12 protein-coding genes are annotated in these 18,423 nt (G+C 61.5%); 5 read left to right on the forward strand and 7 right to left on the reverse strand.

The features are described 5' to 3' along the window. Nucleotides 1-26 precede the first annotated feature (26 nt). Nucleotides 27-3,140, forward strand: a complete 3,114-nt coding sequence (locus ACVHNU_RS19245; RefSeq protein WP_262142221.1) for a transglycosylase domain-containing protein — start codon at nt 27-29, stop codon at nt 3,138-3,140. 165 nt (nt 3,141-3,305) lie between these two features. Beyond that, nucleotides 3,306-7,988 carry an NEL-type E3 ubiquitin ligase domain-containing protein gene (locus ACVHNU_RS19250; RefSeq protein WP_473018097.1) on the forward strand — a complete coding sequence of 1,561 codons (4,683 nt, stop codon included), beginning with the start codon at nt 3,306-3,308 and terminating at the stop codon, nt 7,986-7,988. A 54-nt stretch (nt 7,989-8,042) separates the two neighbouring features. Here the strand turns inward: ACVHNU_RS19250 and ACVHNU_RS19255 are convergent, their stop codons facing one another. The 5 genes from ACVHNU_RS19255 to ACVHNU_RS19275 all read right to left on the reverse strand — a co-directional run bounded on the left by ACVHNU_RS19255 (nt 8,043) and on the right by ACVHNU_RS19275 (nt 13,756). Beyond that, entirely contained in the window at nt 8,043-8,534 is a 492-nt protein-coding gene (locus tag ACVHNU_RS19255; RefSeq protein WP_003227816.1) for a CS1 type fimbrial major subunit, read from the reverse strand. Nucleotides 8,535-8,551: 17 nt separating this feature from the next. After that, nucleotides 8,552-9,295 carry a molecular chaperone gene (locus ACVHNU_RS19260; protein WP_473018098.1) on the reverse strand — a complete coding sequence of 248 codons (744 nt, stop codon included), beginning with the start codon at nt 9,293-9,295 and terminating at the stop codon, nt 8,552-8,554. A 59-nt stretch (nt 9,296-9,354) separates the two neighbouring features. Continuing rightward, nucleotides 9,355-10,545 (reverse strand): hypothetical protein, encoded by a 1,191-nt coding sequence (locus tag ACVHNU_RS19265; protein ID WP_473018100.1) that lies wholly within the window; start codon nt 10,543-10,545, stop codon nt 9,355-9,357. After that, nucleotides 10,472-13,165, reverse strand: coding sequence for a CS1-pili formation C-terminal domain-containing protein (locus tag ACVHNU_RS19270; RefSeq protein ID WP_473018101.1), 2,694 nt, complete (start codon nt 13,163-13,165; stop codon nt 10,472-10,474). Before ACVHNU_RS19270 ends, ACVHNU_RS19265 begins: the two co-directional genes overlap by 74 nt. Before the next feature lie 114 nt (nt 13,166-13,279). After that, nucleotides 13,280-13,756 carry a CS1 type fimbrial major subunit gene (locus ACVHNU_RS19275; protein WP_177434765.1) on the reverse strand — a complete coding sequence of 159 codons (477 nt, stop codon included), beginning with the start codon at nt 13,754-13,756 and terminating at the stop codon, nt 13,280-13,282. A 518-nt stretch (nt 13,757-14,274) separates the two neighbouring features. Between ACVHNU_RS19275 and ACVHNU_RS19280 the strand changes: the two genes are divergently transcribed. Further along, nucleotides 14,275-14,856: a PadR family transcriptional regulator gene (locus ACVHNU_RS19280; protein ID WP_003227826.1), complete on the forward strand. Its 582-nt coding sequence runs from the start codon at nt 14,275-14,277 to the stop codon at nt 14,854-14,856. Further along, nucleotides 14,853-15,641, forward strand: coding sequence for a siderophore-interacting protein (locus ACVHNU_RS19285; protein WP_473018102.1), 789 nt, complete (start codon nt 14,853-14,855; stop codon nt 15,639-15,641). The genes ACVHNU_RS19280 and ACVHNU_RS19285 overlap by 4 nt, the downstream gene beginning before the upstream one ends. Before the next feature lie 173 nt (nt 15,642-15,814). Here the strand turns inward: ACVHNU_RS19285 and ACVHNU_RS19290 are convergent, their stop codons facing one another. After that, nucleotides 15,815-16,453, reverse strand: a complete 639-nt coding sequence (locus ACVHNU_RS19290) for a Pr6Pr family membrane protein (protein ID WP_473018103.1) — start codon at nt 16,451-16,453, stop codon at nt 15,815-15,817. A gap of 1 nt (nt 16,454) precedes the next feature. Beyond that, a complete protein-coding gene (locus tag ACVHNU_RS19295; protein ID WP_003227831.1) occupies nt 16,455-16,685 on the reverse strand; it encodes a VF530 family protein in 231 nt (76 codons plus the stop codon). A gap of 300 nt (nt 16,686-16,985) precedes the next feature. On the opposite strand from ACVHNU_RS19295, the gene ACVHNU_RS19300 reads away from it, so the two are divergent. Next, nucleotides 16,986-18,347 carry a carbohydrate porin gene (locus tag ACVHNU_RS19300; RefSeq protein WP_473018104.1) on the forward strand — a complete coding sequence of 454 codons (1,362 nt, stop codon included), beginning with the start codon at nt 16,986-16,988 and terminating at the stop codon, nt 18,345-18,347. Nucleotides 18,348-18,423 lie beyond the last annotated feature (76 nt).

Genomic DNA, 18,423 nt, shown 5'->3' on the forward strand with positions numbered 1-18,423 from the left:
AATCTGCGTGAATGGATCAATCGACTATGGGCGCTTTGTGGCAAACCGATTCGAGTAAAGCCGTGGTTCCGACTGAACGTGTGGATGAAGCGCCTATCCCCCCAAAAAAACGCCGCAACCGGCATGGCTGGAAGGCGTTCTGGTTATTGCTGCTGATTATCGCGGTTGTGGTGGGTCTGGCCGCGAACAAGGAAATGCGCACCTCGCGCTTTCAGTCCAGGGAGCTGAGCCAATACGCCGCCTCGCTCAAATATCAGCTCGAACCCGGCCCCAGCGAAGCGATCCGCTATCCGGGCAACGGGCCGTTCGATCTGCGTCTGGGCTACAGCTCCCTCGATGAATTCCTGCCGCGCCTGCTCAAGCGCGACTATGTGATCACCGAGCAGACACGGTTTTCTCCGGCGCTGCTCAGCTACACCGACAAGGGCCTGTTCGTGCCCTATTCGGAAAAGATCCAGGCCGGGCTGTCGATCACCGATTGCCGCGCTGCGCCGTTGTATCAGTACAAGTACCCGCAGCAGCTGTACTCGAGTTTTGCGGCGATTCCGCCGGTGGTGGTCAGCAGTTTGCTGTTCATCGAAAACCGCTTTCTGCTCGACCCCAAACAACCGCTGGCCAACCCGGCAGTGGACTGGCCGCGTTTCGGCATGGCCGCGTGGTCTCAGGTAGCGAAGTTGCTGCACCTGCCGGGGCAATCGGCGGGTGGCAGTACCCTGGCGACACAGCTGGAAAAGTACCGGCACTCGCCCGATGGCCTGACGGTGTCTGGCGCCGAGAAGATCCGCCAGATGATCTCCGCCAGCGTGCGCGCCTATCAACCCGGCCCCGAAACCCTCGGCGCACGGCAGAACATCATCCGCGACTACCTCAACAGCGTGCCGCTCTCCGCCGTGCCGGGGCATGGCGAGGTACACGGCATGGCCGAAGGTTTGCGGGTCTGGTACGGCAGCGATTTCAACAAGGCCAATGAACAATTGAACAGCCCGGCCACCGATCCGAAAACCATGGCCGACAAAGGTCTGGCCCTGCGCGAAATGCTCTCGCTGATGATCGCCCAGCGCCGCCCTTCGCATTACCTGACCAAGGGCCGTGAAGAACTCGCCGACCTCACCGACAGCCACTTGCGCCTGCTCAAACAGAACGGCGTGATCGACAGCGCGCTGGCCGATGCCGCGCTGGCGAGCAAGGTCACTTACCGCGACTGGCAGACCCAGCCGACCATTCAGCCGATCGAAACCAACAAGGGCATCAGCGTCGCTCGCAGCCGTCTGGCAACGATGCTCAATCGCCCACTGTACGACCTCGATCGCCTCGACCTGTCGGCCACCAGCACTTTGCAGGGCGATCTGCAGACCCAAGCCACCGAGTACCTGAAAAAACTCGCCGAACCCGCGTTTGCCGGGCAGATCGGTTTGATCGGCGAACGCCTGCTCACCCCCACCAGTACCACCCAGGTGCGCTACAGCTTCACCCTGTTCGAACTGACCCCGGACGGCTCGCGAGTGCGCGTGCAGACCGACAGCACCGACCAGCCGTTCGACATCAACGAAGGCAGCAAACTGGAGCTCGGCTCGACGGCGAAGATGCGCGTGCTCACCACGTACCTGCAGATCATCTCCGAGCTGCACGACAAGTACGGCGCCATGACGGTGCCGGAGCTGAAGAAAGTCGAGGTGCCGGATCAGGACCGCCTCAGCCAGTGGGTGATCGACTACCTGATCCAGAACAAGGACCACGACCTGTCGAAAATGCTCGGCGCCGCGCTCGACCGCAAATATTCGGCCAGCCCCGGCGAGGCGTTCTTCACCGGTGGCGGCCTGCATGTGTTCCACAACTTCCGCAACGAAGACAACGGCCGTATGCCGAGCTTGCGCGATGCCCTGCGCGAGTCGATCAACCTGCCGTTCATTCGCCTGATGCGTGACGTGGTGCGCTATGTCACCTACTCCGGCCCCAACAGCAGTGCGGAGTTGCTCAAGGATGACCGCGATCCGCGCCGTCAGGAATACCTGGCCAGTTTCGCCGACCGCGAAGGCACTTCGTTCCTGCTCAAGTTCTGGAAGAAGTACAAGAACAAGGACACCCCGGCGCGCCTCGATACCTTCCTCGACAGTATGCGCCCGACGCCGATCCGCATGGCCGCCGTGCACCGCTATCTGCTGCCCAACGCCAGTCAGGAAGATTTCAACAGCTTCGTGCGTTCGCACCTCAAGGGCGCCAAGCTCACCGAAAAACTCACCGATGACCGCCTCATCCGACTGTATGACGCCTATGGCCCGGGCAGCTATGACCTGCCGGATCAGGGCTTCATCGCCAAGGTTCACCCGCTCGATCTGTGGCTGATGGGCTACCTGCTGAACCACCCGGACGCCACCTTCAGCGAGATCGTCAAGGCCAGTCAGTTCGAGCGTCAGGAAGTCTACAGCTGGTTGTTCAAGAGCAAGCACAAGGGCGCCCGCGACAGTCGCATTCGCACCATGCTCGAGATCGAAGCGTTCCTGGAGATTCACCAGCGCTGGCAGAAAGTCGGCTATCCGTTCGACCATCTGGTGCCGTCGCTGGCCACCGCCATCGGCAGCTCTGGCGACCGCCCTGCCGCGCTGGCCGAGCTGATCGGCACCATCCTCAACGACGGCGTACGCATGCCGAGCCTGCGCATCGACAGCCTGCACTTTGCCGCCGGCACACCGTATGAAACGCGCCTGACCAACGACCCACACGTGGGCAAACGGGTGATGCCATCGGAGGTCGCCACGGCGATGCGCGAGGCGTTGTCGCAAGTGGTGGACTCGGGCACGGCGAAACGGGTGTCCGGCAGTTTCAAAACCGCCGACGGCACGCCACTGGTCATGGGTGGCAAGACCGGCACCGGCGACAACCGCATCGAAGCCATCGGCTCTGGCGGGCGGATTCTCAGTTCGAAGTCGATCAACCGCACCGCGACCTTCGTGTTCTACATCGGCAACAACCATTTCGGCACGCTGACTGCGTTCGTCCCCGGTCGCTCGGCGGAGAACTTCAAGTTCACCTCGGCGCTTCCGGTACAGGTGCTCAAGGGCATGGCGCCGATCCTCTCGCCGTACCTGCAACCGGGCACGCACACGATGTGCCAGGCACCGCAGGTCACTGCGGCGCGCTAAGGCATATCGGCACAGAGCCGGTGCGGTAACAGTGTATTTTTCAGCGTTCATTTTTCGAAGTGTCCGCGCCAGACCTACGCCATTCAGAGCGGGTATTTGCGCTTTTTTCGACAGCGGTCGTTGCCTAGTCTGATCGTTCCATTTCGATCAAGGACGATCAGCGCCATGCCCATCCAGCCCCTGCAAGGACCTCAGTCCGAATTGCCCCGCACGCCCGCCGCTCCCGGCGTTCACCATGAGGTGATCGCCAAGGCCCTGCCGGCGTGGCTGCGCGAGACCAGTGTCGCGCGCGTCAACCAGCTTAAAACCCTCAAACCGGGCATCGAGCCTTGGCATCGCGACATCGCGCCCGCCGATCATCAGCACTTGCAACAGGCACTGCAGAGGGCCTGGAAGGCTCAGAACAAAGTCGACCAGGCCCTGAACAATCTGCAAGACGTCTACGCCTTTGCCAAACCGCTGCTGCAACAGGCACTGACGGCGCGCTTCGGTGTCGAGGACGATGTCGAACAGACCTGGCTGCGCCTCTACGCCCCGGTGAACACCTCCTGGTGGGTGCATGATTTCGCCGGCGCCACCAACAGCCGCACGGTCTCGCTGCTGGATGCCGCGCTGCATAACTTTCCCAGCGGCGAGGTGTTCAGCGAGGACTCGGAATTCATCAGCCGCCCGGATGCCAATGGCCACTTCACGGTCAAACCGCTCAAGCACAAAATGCGCATCGAACAGTTCAAAACGCTGTGCCGTGAACTCGACCTCGGCGCGCGCTACCAGCAACACCTGAACGCTTTCCTGTTGCCCGGCGATGGCGTCGCACGCCAGGTTCTGCGGCACAAGGTCGGGCTCAGCCAGAAGAGCGCACTGCACCTCGCCGCACGCATGGCTCTGGCGAAAAAACACATCGACGCGGACGCCTATGACGTCGTGCAAGGCATGCTCGACGACCGCCGTAATTTGCGATGGAAAGGCCGGACCGTCAGTTACTACAACCTGACGATGATGGACACCACGCTGACCGGCATCGTCCTGATCGCCCCGGATCTACTCGGTGCCCGCGCGCCGGTGCCACTCATCGCCTATGTCCCCCACGACCCGGAACACCCGCTCAAGCAATACCCCTCGTCACTCGCGCTGATGACCGAACTGACCCGGCAATTGCGCGACAGCACATCCTCTGAGAGCTACCAGAAATTCTTCAGCCAGTTTGTCGGTCAGCAGCAGCGCGGGCATTTTTTCGCGCAGCTCAATGACCGTCTGGCGCAGGTCAGATGGCAGCCGGTACAGGCCGAAGCCAATATGCCAACCTGGCGCGAAACGCCGGTGGACAACCCCAATCTGCGGTTTCGCCTGAGCAACATCCGCGACGACCGCGAGACCCGCTTCAACGGTGATCTGTGGGGGTATCTCTATCGCCAGAAGCTCAACAAGATCCTCAATGATGCTGCCGAGATCGCGATTTCCACGGCGTATGCAGACCGCATGGCCCGTTGGGCCTGGTGGGACAACCTGGAAAAAATGCTCTCGGACATCCTCAACGTCGCGTTGCTGGTGGTGACGCCGTTTATGCCGTTCCTCGGCCAGTTGATGCTCGGCTACACGATGTACCAACTGCTCGACAGCACATTCGAATGCCTGGTGGATCTGGCCGAAGGACGTAAGGCCGAGGCCGGTGAACAGGCGATTGGCGTGCTGGAAAACATCGTCCAGTTCGGCGCCTTTGCCGCGGGCACGGCCATTGGTCAGACCTTCCGGGTCAAGTTGTCGGCGTTTGTCCAGGAGATGAAACCGGTGCAATCGGCGGATGGCCGCACGCGCCTGTGGAGCCCGGACCTGACGCCCTATCACTTGCCGGAGCAGACACTGCCCGCGCACAGCCAAGCGGATGCGCAGGGCCTGCATGCAGTGGGGGACAAACAGTTACTGAAGTTGGATGGGCAACTGTTCGAAGTGGCGAAGGACCCGGTCACCGGCGCGCATCGCATCCGTCATCCGCAACGGCCCGAAGCTTATGCACCGAGCCTGACACACAACAGCGACGGCGCCTGGGTCTGTGAAACGGAGAACCCGCGCCAGTGGGAGGGAACCCTGCTGATGCGCCGCATCGGCCATCGCACCGAGGGTTTCAGCAGCGCCCAACTGGAGCACATGCGCCTGCTCACTGGCACCGACGATAATCTGCTGCGGCGTATGCACGTGGACAACACTGAGCCGCCGCCCCTGCTCAGCGACACCCTCGATCGCCTCGCTGCCACACCGCCGCAGGCTTCAGCCACTGCGCTTTCGCCGGCAGCCCGTCAGTTGCTGGTGGACTGCCCGCAGTTGACCTCGACCCTCGCCGAACGCGTGGTGGCCCAGGCCACGCCGATGGAGTCGCAGGCGATCGTGGCCCAGCGGCGCCTGCCATTGCGCCTGCGCACGCTGGCGCGCGAGGTGCAATTCGAGTTGCAATCGGTCCGTGCCGCTCAGGGCTTGCAGAGCGAAGCCCTGAGCAACATCGACAGCGAACGGCTGATCCTCGGTGCACTGCGGCACTACAGCGATACCTTCGGCGCATTGCGCGTGGAAATCCGCGAGGGCAGCTTCGATGGCCCGTTGCGGTGCGAGGCCGGTGCCGCGTCCGTCGAACGGGTGCGCGTACTGGTGCGGATCGCTGCTGATCGTTATCAGGTGCGCGATGGCGCCGACCAGCCGATCCACGCCCCGAGCGGTCTGTATGAAGCGATGGCGCAGGCCATCGACCATGAGGGTGGCAATGCCCTGGGCATGCGCACCCACGACGTCGAGCAGTTCCGGCAATGGGTCATCGACAAGACCCTGCCTCCCGAGGAACGCCGCACGCTGCTGGCCACCCCGCCGATCCGCCCGGTCGCTGAACACGCCACGCTGTTTCTGCTGCGCGGCCCGGCCCTGAGCAGGAACGCGGCGACTCTGCAGGAACGCATTCAGGACCTGCATCCGCACTTCAGCCCGGGCGAGGTCAATGCGTTTGCCGACGCGCTCACCGCACAGGGCGAGCCGCTCAAGGCCATCGCAACCCATGAAAACGATCTCGATGAGCTGCGGGCCATCGTCCATCGCTGGCGCTATCAGCAACCGGACAGCTGGGGACCGGGCAGCCAGGGCTTTCGCGACGGTGGCGGGCTGCATATCTACGACAGTCTGCTGGACTGCTTCGAACGCAAGAACCCGGACCTGGGCAATCGTGCCGATCCCTCGTCCTTTGCCCTCGATCTGTCCCGGGAACTGCTCTCCGTGGATCTGGAAGTCTGGTGGGCGAAGCGTCCGGGGCTGAAAAAATTCCTCGATAAGGTCACGGTGCTGAAACTCGACAACACGCGGTTTTCCACCAACCCCGACGGCTTGCTCAAGGACTTTCCGAACCTGGTCGAACTCAGCGCCAAATACTGCGAGCTGACCCGTTTGCCGGAGCGCATCGGCACCACACTGCGGCGTCTCGAACGGCTGCGTCTGAGCAACAACCACATCGTGCTCGATCCGGTCGCGGTCGAACGGTTGCGCAGCCTGAGCTACCTCGAAGTGCTGAAAATGGACGACAACCCGTTGGGCCTGTCACCCGATCTCTCACGCATGCCGCGTCTGAAGGTGGTCGTGCTGAAAAACACCGGGCTGACGACCTGGCCCGAAGGCATTCTGGCCAGGCCGCGCCCCCGGGCGTTGCTGCTCGATTTGCGCGGCAACCCGCTGACGCAGATCCCCGAAGCTCCGACGGGCTCCGATGCGCAGTGGCTGGTGGCCCGCACGCGTCTGGACGTGGTGGCCCTGTCCGACATCAACCGCCTGCGCTATCAGGCCCATCGCCGGGCAATGACTTTGCCTGAGGAGCCGTTGCTGTCCCCGGCCCCGGGGCAGAACACGGCGATCGTCTCCAACTATGGCGCCGACTATTGGAGCGATGTCCCCGGCTGGGGCGTCGACCGCGAAACCCCATGGGCGGAACTGGTGGAGGAGCCCGCCGCACAGCCATTCATGGCGACGCTGCTCAGCGTGCGTGACTTCGCCGACTACCGGGCCGATGGCGCCGCGCGCGCGCAACTGATGCAGCGCGTCTGGCGCATGCTCGACGCGGTACACGTCGACAGCCGCCTGCGGGAAAAACTGTTCACCATGGTGGTCGCACCGGTGGACTGCGCCGATGCCGGTGCGCAGTTGTTCAATCACATGGGCATCAACGTGCTCGCCTACGAGGCCCATGCCTATTCGGTCGACCCGAAGGAGCTGGAGCTGAAACTGGTGACGCTGGCCAAGGGCGCGGCACGTCTTGAGCATGTCAACGAGATCGCCCGGGCCGACGTCGCCAGCCGCGGCGGCAACCCGGACGATGTGGAAATCTATCTGGCCTATCAGACCGGCCTGGCGAAACGCCTCGGCTTGCCGTGGCAGTCCGAAGGCATGCTGTATCGACAGGTGTCCGGCGTCAGTGACGCGATGATCGATCAGGCCTATGGCACCGTGCTGGCGCTGGGCGAAGGCGACGGTCTGGTGAACGCGATGCTCGAACTCGACTTCTGGACGCAGTACCTGGAAGAAAAGTATCCGACACGTCTGGAAAGCAACAAGCGTCGCTTCCAGGCCAACTATGACAAGCTCGAATCGCTGCGCGAAGTGCAGCGGCAGTGGAGCGAGTCGACCCAGACCGAGCAACGTAAGGCCTTGCGCGAACAGCTCCTGGACCTGATGCAGGACCTCCCCGTCCCCCCGACGGTGGTGTTCGACGAAGCGCCGATCAGCGACGCGGTGTTCGATCGTTTGCTGGTTGATCTGGCCGATGACGAAAAAGAACTGGCACGCCGTCTGACCCGTGAGGCACTGCGACGCGCCGGGCTTTGATGCCGGCGTAAACTTCCACGGCCTGCCCACTGGAGAGCGGACAGGCCCGTGGATTCAGGGCGCAGCGGCATTGAAAATCAGCTGTACGTTGCCGTAATAACTCCCCGGTTTGTAGCCACCGGCGGGCACGATCGGCTGGATCTCCAGCACATAGCGCCCGCCGGCCCGGGCCTGCTCCGCCGAGACCACCTGGCGCGGCGACTCGTGACTGAGTTCGGTATCGGCGAAGCTGACGCGCAGATAAATGTTCTGTTCGGCGCGGCCATTGGACAGGTACGCCTGGCTGTCCAGCCGGGCCTCGATGGCACTGGTGTCGTGCCGCACGTCGAAGTGTTTGCGCAATCCACCGAGGCTTTTGCTGCTGACATTCCACGGCAGAATCTGCGCCCGATGAATCCAGTCCGTCTCGGCCGGTATGACGTAAAAACCCAGCGTCGGGATGTCCACCGACACCTCGAAGCGGTGCTCTTCGCGCGCCGCGAACAACGTGCTGCTGAACAGCGTCAGCAGGCCCGCGCTCACGGCCATGAACGATTGTTTGATCATCTCAGGTCATCCCGTGATTAGCGGCCGGCAACGCGCAAGGTTTTCTTGCTGGCGCCTTCCACCAGAATGAAGCGGTATTCGCGCCCGGGCTTTTTCTCGAACTCGAAACTGTTGCCCGCGCGCACGTGGTGCTTGGTGGTCGGTTCGCAGGCGGTTTCATCCGTCAGTGCGCAGTTGCGAAACTCGTCGACCACGACCACGGTGTTGCCGTTATTGCGCACGCGATAGGTGGTCGGGGTGTCTTCGATCACGCTGTCGAAACGGCTGTCTTTCGGGCGTACGAAGAACACCGTACCGAAACCGGTCATGACGTTGACCCCGGCTGACAAGGTGTTTTTGTACTGTTCGCGCTCCTCGGCGGACACCGCGAACTCGTCTTCTTTTTCCGGGACCACGGGGATGAAGCGCACGCGGAAATAGCGCTCCCGGTCGCGCTCGCCCAGCAACACCAGGCGCGTGCCCTGCATGCCATTGGCCGGGACGATCAACCGCGCCGGGCTGGCCATCAGGCCGTCACGGCTGCTCATGTCCGCCTGATTCCTGACTTCGATCTCCCGCGATTTGCCGTCGGCGTCGTAGATGATTTCGAGGATGTTGACCTTGACGAACGCGGTGCTGTCACCGCTGTTGAATACGCGCTTGAGGTAGGTGCTCTTGTCACCCTCGAGATAGTCGTACACCGTCCCGACATTGATCTGTGGAGCGGCCTGCAGAGCGAAGGACAACCCGCTCAAACCGATTGATAACAACAAACGTTTCATCACTTTGATTCCTTGGTCATTGAACACACTGCCGACGTGGCGCTTCGATAGGCGGCCCATCAGATATCCGAATCCCAGATCACAATCACCGTGCCCCTGTAGCTGCCGCTCTCGCCGGGGCGCAGCATGTTGGCCATCGAATGGGGCGGCACTTCGAAATGCAGGACGCCGGGAGCCCGATCCACATAGAACCCGGGTTTGAAATACAGCGCGTTCTCCTCCCCCGATTTCAGGCGCAAGCGTTTTACCGGTTGGCCGGACAGGTCGGTGAGGCCATTGGGCAGACTGACACTGACGAACATCTCGGCCCGGCGATTGGTCTCGGCATCCTCGATGGCGCACTCACCATTCAATCCGGGCCCGCACATCATTTGCATCTTGAACCGCGACGAGGCCGAGATAGTGAACGTCTGGTCACGGAACAGGCTCACCGGCCGCCGCCCGGCCTGCAGCCAGCCCTGCCAGCCACCGGCGGGCACCAGGCGGACTTTTTCACCGCCAGGCGGGATATCGACCTTGAGCTCATGTTCAACGTCGAGGCGAAAGTCCAGAACGATGATGTCGTCAGTCGGAACCATGACATCCCCCAGGTCAAAGTCCTGATTGGGTCCGATCCGAAACACGTGCTGTCCGGTGTATTGCCCCTCAACCATCGCCAACGGATCGGGCGTTACCAGCTCGTAGGTGATATCGAAGGTTTCATATTTGAAGGGTTGGGGAATATTGAACATCGCTTTCTTCGAGCAGGTGCCTGCGTCGATCGGATGCCGCCAGAAACTGTTGAAGCCGATGTTGTTGCCCGCTCCCATCAAGCCAGTACAGGGCGGGCCGGCGAAGCTCCAGGTTCCGTTTTCAAAAAGAAAACTGTGCCCCAAGCCGTTGGTGAGTTCTGGCGCAGGCAGTGGCAGCTTGTATGCGACGCCCATTCCCGCGACACGAAACCTGACCACCTGAGGCGGGGCTGTCGGGTGAGTGACGGTGATGGTTTGCCATTGCGACGGAATGTTGAACATCGCGCCCTGTCTCTCGAGGCTGTGGCCGCCCTGAATGGTCGCATTCGCATGGGACTGAATGGGCAAACGCAGACTGAACAGACTCTCCGCCCGGCATTGCGGCGGGTTATCAAGACAAAAGCCAGTGACCGGGGTTCTGTTCTCGAACCGGTTGAATTGAGGGTTAGCGGGGTTGGGCTTGAACACTGCGCGGATTTCTTGAGTAACCGCTTCGGCGGATGAAGACAACGTCATCATCAACACCCCCGACATGACTAAGACACGTTTTACCGAGCTCCAGGCTCCTGTCATATGCATCACTGATCCAGTCCTCGAGATCTTGTGTGGTGAGTTTTTCATCCTGATTGCTCTGCGCTGAAACCGGCCTCGGCAACGTGTCCGGCGAACAGCGCAAATCACCGATCATCAGCACGTTGTTTTCACGGCGGTGGCTGTCGATATCGAGCCGGAACCGGCAAAGCAATTGATCGGCGTAGCGCACTTCGAGCGTCGGTGCGCCGGCGTGCATTTCCATCGAGAAAAACCCGTCGACTTCGCTGACCCCACGGCTGGCGTGATTGATCACGTGGTGGCCCTTGAGCGGCCGGCCCTGCGGATCGAGCAAGCGCCCGAGCACGGTGACGGTTTGCATCACGCGGACCTTGCGGTACTCCACGCCGCCCTTGTTCAGGTGATAGCGGGTACGGGCCGGCTCGATGCTGGCCGCCGGGACGTGATTGCCTTCGAAATCGAAGCTCACCGAGCTGTTGCGATACGCCGTGAGCGGGATGAAATTGCGCCCCGGGCGCAGCGCCGCGCTGCCGCCACTGAGGTCGTCGGCGCGCAGGGCGACGTCGGTGATATCCGACTCGACATCGACGATCATCCCGGCGCCGCGGCCCTGATGCTGACTGGTCAGCACCAGCCGCTGAGCGCCGACGATCACGCTGCTGTCGAGGTTCACGCCACCGGTGAAGTTGCCGTTATAGGACGAGCGCTGCAGGAAGCCGTCGCCATTGATCCAGTCGGTTCGGAAGTTGGCCAGGCTGGCCAGACCGACGCCGTAGGTATCGCTCAGCGCCGTGAGCGAAACGCTTTGCAGCACGTGGTCCTGCCAGTCCTTGCGATAGCCGAGCGAGGCATTGTTGTCGCGCCCGCCGTCGCGTGCCGTGCGGCTGCCGATGCTGCCCGAGACCTGCTGGCCGGGACCGCCCAGCGCCATGCTGATGCTCAGGTCGACCCCGCGATTGCGTGCATCGCCACTGCTGTAGCTGCCCGGCCGATCGAACAGCGACAACCGCCAGTTGGCATCACTGCCGAACAGCTCGGTGCGTTGGCTCCAGCCAAGGTCCATGCCCACGCCTTCGACGTTGCCTTCGCTGTGCGAAACCCGTGCGCTCAAGGAATTCTTACGGCTGAGGCGATGGTTGATCGCCAGCGACGAATTGCTGGTTTCGCCGATGAACACATTGCGCTGACGCACGCGGGTGCCGTCGGGCAGCGTGTCGTAACTGTTGCGGGTGTCGAGCCAACTGCGGTTGTGGCTGATCACCAGGCTGCCGGCGCCGTAGTTGTACAGGCCCTGCACATCGGCGCCGGTGCCGTGATCCTCGGTCTGATAGAGGTTGGCGAAAAAACTGACGCTGTCGGCCAGGCTCCAGTCGATCGAGGTGCCGTACTGCAAGGTGTCGCGCACCTGACGTGCCGACAACCCGAGGATCACTCGCGGGTGCAGCAGGTAGTTGAGCGCGGCGCCGGCGGTGAATTCACCGCTGTCCTGTTCGTCCCAGTTGCTGAGCAATTTGCTTTCCTGCCCGGCGAACAGGTTGTAGCGCCAGCGCTCGTCGAGGTTGCGCCAGTTCACCGGTTTGTACACCAGTTCCTGGGTGGTCGAGGTGGTCTGGCCGTCTTCGATCAGACGCACTTCGACCTCGTAGATGCCGCCGGGCAATGGCCGGGTGTCGAGGGTCTGCAGGCCGGCAGTGACTGACTGGGTGTTGATCAGCAGGCCATCGCGATAGATCTCCACCGACGCCTGACGATTGGCCGTGACGAAAATCGGGTACACGCTGGGGCGCGGGCTGTCGACAGCGAGGCTGTCGGAGCTGCCGTACATCACGCCCACCGCCGTGTCGGGGCTGGTGCCGAACGACCGTGGCTGGCGGGTCAGGCCTTCGGAATTGGGGGTGAAATAGCCCAGTCGGAAAAAACTGCCCTGCAGTTCGCGCTGGGTGTAGAGCTCGTGTACCGCGTGATAGGTCTGGGTGTCCGGCCCGCCGAGGCGCGCCAGCTGCATGTTGAAGGACTGGCTCCAGTTGCCGAGGCTGGCACTGGCTTCCAGACCGAAACGGCCACCCATATCCTGATCCTGGCCACCGTTGAGGTTGAGCTGATTGCGCAGCATCAGACCGCTGCTGCCGCCCTCCGGCTGCTCATGGAAACGTTGCGCCTGCAAATCACGCTCGGCGTTTTCCGTGACGATCGACAGCAGCGAGCTTTCGAGGTTGTAGTGCACCGCCAGCAGTTGCTCCGGGCATTGGCCGCTGCAACTTCCCAGGGCGATCCCGGGTTTGAGGATGCTCGCCCAGGTTTCACGCTCGGCGGCGCTGATGCGACTGTCACTGGTGTCGGTGAAGTCGAGCAGGGTAATGCGGTCGTCACGCGACAAGACGATCATTGCCTCGCCAAGAGGTTGCTGATCAAGTTCTACGCGAACAGCCAATGGAACATCAAAGAAGTGCTCTTCAAAGTCTGCCGGCAACCCTTTGGCCTGGGCCAACAAACTTCGCGGCGTATTATCAACGGATGCGGGCGCCGCGAGTACGCCGCTGCAAGTCAGCAACGCAAGCGCAGCCGCGATGGGCGTCATCGGAAACATGAACGAATACTCTGATTACCGGAAAGTAAAAGTCCGGCCGGACAACTTCAAAGTTGCAAGTTGCCGACCGGTTACGCCACTTGAACAAGTAACGTCAGGTATTGCCGTTATGCCTCAGACCGAAGGTTCCACGACCAGCATGACCACGCCGGTGTAGTCGCCAGGGGCGGGTTTGGCACCGGTAGCGCTGATCTTGAAGGGTGCGCGATAGCGCGTATTGGACTCGGTGTCACCGACCACTTCCTGAGAGAGGGTGGTCAGCGTCTTGCCGTTGAGTTCGACCTTCAGATCGACGGTTTTGTTGCCGGCAATCAGCTTCGGCACGCCTTCCAGACGGGCGTGAACCTTGCCGGCGGTGTGCAGCACGTCGAAGTGACCGTTGACCTCGCGCATCGAATCGGTGGACGGGTTGTAGCTCATGTCCTGATCCTTGTTGACCAGGTCGGCATCCACCGGCACCGCGTAGAAGTCATCAGGCGGCACGTGCGCCACGATGCTGATCGAGTGCTTGGCTTCGGTGGCGGCAAACGCCATCGAGGCGCTCATGGCCAATACGGTCAGAGGGGCGGCAAAGGCGAGTTTCTTGAGCATCATTGAATACCTGTCTTATATAAATTAGTTGATTCATCGAAAGATCAAGATGAGCACAACAGTCACGAGCAGTTAGTGACTCACCGTTAACTTTCAACGCCGAGGCATGGTCAACCAATTTATATTTAAAGTAAGCAGGCAATGTCCTGCGACCTTGTAGCCTGAGCGCCATTAGATGAGAGAGAAAAAACCGCGAAAATCAGGGAAGTTCCTGTTCAACTGTAAGAGACAGGCTACAACGCGCCACCCATGTGACTCTACGCGCCAGAACTTTGCGGCAACTTCCGTAAGACCGATACCACACTTTCCCGAGATTAAAGGGCGAAACAGGACATTAGAGAGTTAGCACTAAACTGCGCCTTTGCCGCGGGATTTAATACCGGTTTTTTTTGATCGTTTTCCGGTTTTTGCGCCTGCGGATTCGATGAATCTGATCTGCACCGTTGGTCAGGACCTCTTGCGCCGGCGTAAAGATATATCTTAAGTTGTATCTAAACACGACGAGAGAGAAGGCAAAAATGAGAGACCATCATTCCCCCCACCATCACCGCGAACACGGCGACGGCCGTGACGGCTTCGAAAAACGCCCCGGCCGTGAACGCGGCGGGCGCGGCCCACGGGTCTTCGCCCCCGGTGATCTGAAATTGCTGCTGCTGGCGCTGATCGCCGAGCAGCCCTGCCATGGCTATGACCTGATCCGCCAGATCGAAGGCATGTTCGACGGCGCTTACAGCCCCAGCCCCGGCGTGATCTACCCGACCCTGACGTTCCTCGAAGAAAGCGACCTGATCAGCGGCGACGCCGAGGCCGGCAAAAAACGCTACAGCGTGACCGACGCCGGTCGTTTGTCTTTAAGCGAGCAAGCGGTAGCGCTGGATGGCGTGCGCATGCGCATCGACGTCAGCAAGCGTTCACTGCGCGGCCATGACCGGCCGCCGGAAATCCACGAGGCGGTGCACAACCTGCGCCACGCCTTGCAGCTGCACCACGGACGCTGGAGCGCGGAAGAAATCCAACGGGTTGCCGCGCTGCTCAACGACACCGCCAAAGCCATCGTCGACGGCCCTGCCGTTCAATTTGCCCCGGAGAAAGCCGAATGACTGCAGTCGATACGCAAACCATTCACCGTGTGATGCACGAAATCAAACGCCGCAAACTGCAAGTGCTGCGCGTGGTCGACCTGACCCCGCGCATGCGCCGCATCACCCTTGGCGGGCCGGAACTGGCCGGGTTCATCAGCCTGGGCACCGACGATCACGTCAAACTGCTGTTCCCGCAGAACGCCGAACAAACCGCTGCGCTGGAAACCATGGTGCTCGGCGCCGGCAAGGACAACGGCCCGCTGCCCGAGATGCGCGACTACACCCCGCGCCGCTACGATCTGGAAAAACTCGAGCTGGACATCGACTTCGTCCTGCACGGCGACGGCCCTGCCTCGACCTGGGCTGAACAGGCCAGACCCGGGCAATTCCTGCACATCGGCGGGCCACGCGGTTCGATGATCGTGCCGGACATCTTCGACAGCTACCTGCTGATCGGCGACGAAACCGCCCTGCCCGCCATCGCCCGCCGTCTCGAAGGTCTGGCGGCCAATCGCAAGGCGCTGGTGGTGATCGAAGTGGAGAACGGTGCCGAGCAACAAGTGCTGGAGAGTGCGGCGCAGGTCAATGTGATCTGGGTGTTGCGCGAGGGCGGCAAGGACAACCTGCTGACCACGGTCAAAGAGCTGCAGGTGCCCAAGGGCGATCTGTATGCGTGGGTGGCGACCGAGACCAAGGTCTCGCGGCAGATCCGTCGGGTGCTGCTGGATGAGCATGGGCTCAATGAACAGTTCGTCAAAGCCGTCGGCTACTGGCGCGCCGAGGGTACTCCCGAAGAAGAGTGATGTTCACTCCATTGGGAAGATGAACACCTTTGTGGCGAGGGAGCTTGCTCCCGCTCGGCTGCGAAGCAGTCGCAAAACCTGTGAACGCGATTTGCCTGACGCAACTTGTAGTCCGAGTTCAGGGTTGCTTCGCACCCCAGCGGGAGCAAGCTCCCTCGCCACAGGTTTACACCTTATTTTTCAGCCCCACGCCAGCGGTCGATCCCGATCACCAACAACCCAATCAGCACAAACCCCACCAATATCCCTCCGGCATTGATGAACACCTGTGCATAACCCAGCAGCGCCACATCGATGAACGGATACGCATACGCGCCGAGCAGATGCCCGCGCAGCAGCGCGTAAACGAAGTACAGCAGCGGATAGATCAGCCACAGCGCCAGGTGCTTCAGGCGCAACGAACCCTTCGGTACGCAAAACCACCAATAGCCAAGAAACAGCAACGGCATCACGTCGTGCAGCAATTCATCGGCAATAAACTGCCAGCCTTCGGGGTGCCATAAATGCCGCAGCAAAATGCTGTAGGCCAGCCCCACCACGGCAATGCTCACCGCCACCCCGCTGCTGACCCATGGCTGCAGAAACCAGCGTTGCGCAGCGGATTCACGCCGGGTGATCGCGCAGGTCAGCACCGTCGCCACCAGCGTGTTGGTCAAGACCGTGAAGTAACTGAAGAAGCTCACCAGCCCGCCCAGCAGGCTGGCATCGACACTCAGTCGCGCAAGGAAAATCAGGTACAGCTGAATGCTCAATCCGCTCCAGCCGAGGCTGGCGAGGAGCGTGATCAGGCGTCGCCGCGAAACGGCGTTCATCTCAGAGCGGACGCTTGGTGCGCATCAGTTTCACGTACAGGCGCTCGACCTTCTCCCGCGCCCACGGGGTTTTGCGCAGGAACGTCAGGCTCGACTTGATGCTCGGGTCGCTCTTGAAGCAGCGGATATCGATGCGCTCGGCCAACCCCGACCACTCGTAATGCGCCACCAGCGCATTGAGGATCTGTTCAAGGGTTACGCCATGCAGCGGATCGGGAGTGTGGTCGTTCATGCCAGGCCTTTGGACGGAGTGAAAATGCACAAGCCGCGCACCTTAGCCGAGGGGCCGGTCAGGTGGAAGGCCTTGCATCAAATGTAGGCCAACCCGAGAAGATCGCAGCCTGCGGCCATCGTCACAATGCGCCCGTTTGCCGCACTGTTACCGAATCCGAAACGCTGCATGTCTGCAAAAGCCCTTTGTCTTTTTGTTACAGATCATTATCCTGCCGCCCTTCAGCTGAATCGCTTCACTGCCTGCGTCAAATTGAAGCGCTCGGTTTACCCCCGTAAAACACCAAAAAAAGACTGACCCATGCCTGATTTTTCCTTCTCCCGAGACAGCGCTATCTCAACCCTGCGCCTGCTCGGCGGCTGCACCGCGCTCGGCTTCGCCACGTACGCCCAGGCGGCTCCCGCCTTCGACAGTGACTCACCGTGGATGCTCGGTGACTGGAACGGCACGCGTACCGAGCTGGCGGAAAAAGGCTACGACTTCAAACTCGATTACACCGGCGAAATGGGCAGCAACCTGCACGGCGGCTACGACCACGAACGCACCGCGCGCTACAGCGATCAGTTCGGTCTGGGCACGCACCTGGACCTGCAAAAAATCCTCGGCTGGGACGATGCCGAATTTCAGCTGACCATCACCAAGCGCAGCGGCAACAACATCAGCAATGACCGGATCAATGATCCACGCGTTGGCGGCTTCACCTCGGCCCAGGAAGTCTGGGGCCGTGGCCAGACCACGCGCCTGACGCAGATGTGGTATCAGCAGAAATTCTTCGACCAGAAGCTCGACATCAAGGTCGGCCGCTTCGGCGAAGGCGAAGACTTCAACAGCTTCCCGTGCGACTTCCAGAACCTGGCGTTCTGCGGCTCGCAGGTCGGCAACTGGGTCGGCGGCATCTGGTACAACTGGCCGGTCAGCCAGTGGGCACTGCGGGTCAAATATCACCTGACCCCGGAGCTGTACGCGCAGGTCGGCGCCTACGAGCAGAACCCGTCGAACCTTGACCGCGGCAACGGCTTCAAACTCAGCGGCAGCGGCACCCAGGGCGCCGTGTTGCCGGTGGAACTGGTGTGGACGCCGAAGCTCAACGACCTGCCGGGCGAATACCGTGCCGGTTACTACTACAGCAGCGCCAAGGCCTCTGACGTCTATAAAGACCAGAACGGCCAGCCCGCCGCACTGAGCGGCGAAGCCTACCGCAGCGCGTCGAGCAAGCACGGCGTGTGGTTCGGCGCCCAGCAGCAAATCACCAGCATCGCCAGCGATCACTCGCGCGGCTTGAGCGTGTTCGCCAACGCGACGATGCACGACAAGAAAACCAACGCGATCGACAACTACGTGCAGGCCGGCGTGGTCTACAAAGGCCCGTTCGATGCCCGCGCGAAGGACGACATCGGTTTCGCCCTGGCCCGCGTCCACGTCAACCCGGCCTTCCGCAAGAACGCCGAAGCGAGCAATCAGGCGCACGCCGTCTACGACTATGACGACCCGTCCTTCCTGCCGCCGCAGGACACCGAATACAGCGCCGAACTGTATTACGGCGTGCACCTCGCCAACTGGCTGACCGTGCGCCCGAACCTGCAATACATCCGCCATCCGGGCGGCGTGAACGAGGTCGATGACGCACTGATCGCGGGGATCAAGATCCAGTCTTCGTTCTAAAGATTTACGCAAATCCCAAGTTGGGAGCGGGCTTGCCCGCGAAGGCGGCGTGTCAGTCGATGCATCAGCCTTCTGA

The sequence above is a fragment of the Pseudomonas sp. Ors-4-3C genome, from assembly GCF_055755035.1.

Coding starts and splice junctions, on each gene's coding strand:
- ACVHNU_RS19245 (WP_262142221.1), top strand. CDS start 27: ATGGGCGCTTTGTGGCAAACCGATTCGAGTAAAGCCGTGGTTCCGACT.
- ACVHNU_RS19250 (WP_473018097.1), top strand. CDS start 3,306: ATGCCCATCCAGCCCCTGCAAGGACCTCAGTCCGAATTGCCCCGCACG.
- ACVHNU_RS19255 (WP_003227816.1), bottom strand. CDS start 8,534: ATGATCAAACAATCGTTCATGGCCGTGAGCGCGGGCCTGCTGACGCTG.
- ACVHNU_RS19260 (WP_473018098.1), bottom strand. CDS start 9,295: ATGAAACGTTTGTTGTTATCAATCGGTTTGAGCGGGTTGTCCTTCGCT.
- ACVHNU_RS19265 (WP_473018100.1), bottom strand. CDS start 10,545: ATGATGACGTTGTCTTCATCCGCCGAAGCGGTTACTCAAGAAATCCGC.
- ACVHNU_RS19270 (WP_473018101.1), bottom strand. CDS start 13,165: ATGTTTCCGATGACGCCCATCGCGGCTGCGCTTGCGTTGCTGACTTGC.
- ACVHNU_RS19275 (WP_177434765.1), bottom strand. CDS start 13,756: ATGCTCAAGAAACTCGCCTTTGCCGCCCCTCTGACCGTATTGGCCATG.
- ACVHNU_RS19280 (WP_003227826.1), top strand. CDS start 14,275: ATGAGAGACCATCATTCCCCCCACCATCACCGCGAACACGGCGACGGC.
- ACVHNU_RS19285 (WP_473018102.1), top strand. CDS start 14,853: ATGACTGCAGTCGATACGCAAACCATTCACCGTGTGATGCACGAAATC.
- ACVHNU_RS19290 (WP_473018103.1), bottom strand. CDS start 16,453: ATGAACGCCGTTTCGCGGCGACGCCTGATCACGCTCCTCGCCAGCCTC.
- ACVHNU_RS19295 (WP_003227831.1), bottom strand. CDS start 16,685: ATGAACGACCACACTCCCGATCCGCTGCATGGCGTAACCCTTGAACAG.
- ACVHNU_RS19300 (WP_473018104.1), top strand. CDS start 16,986: ATGCCTGATTTTTCCTTCTCCCGAGACAGCGCTATCTCAACCCTGCGC.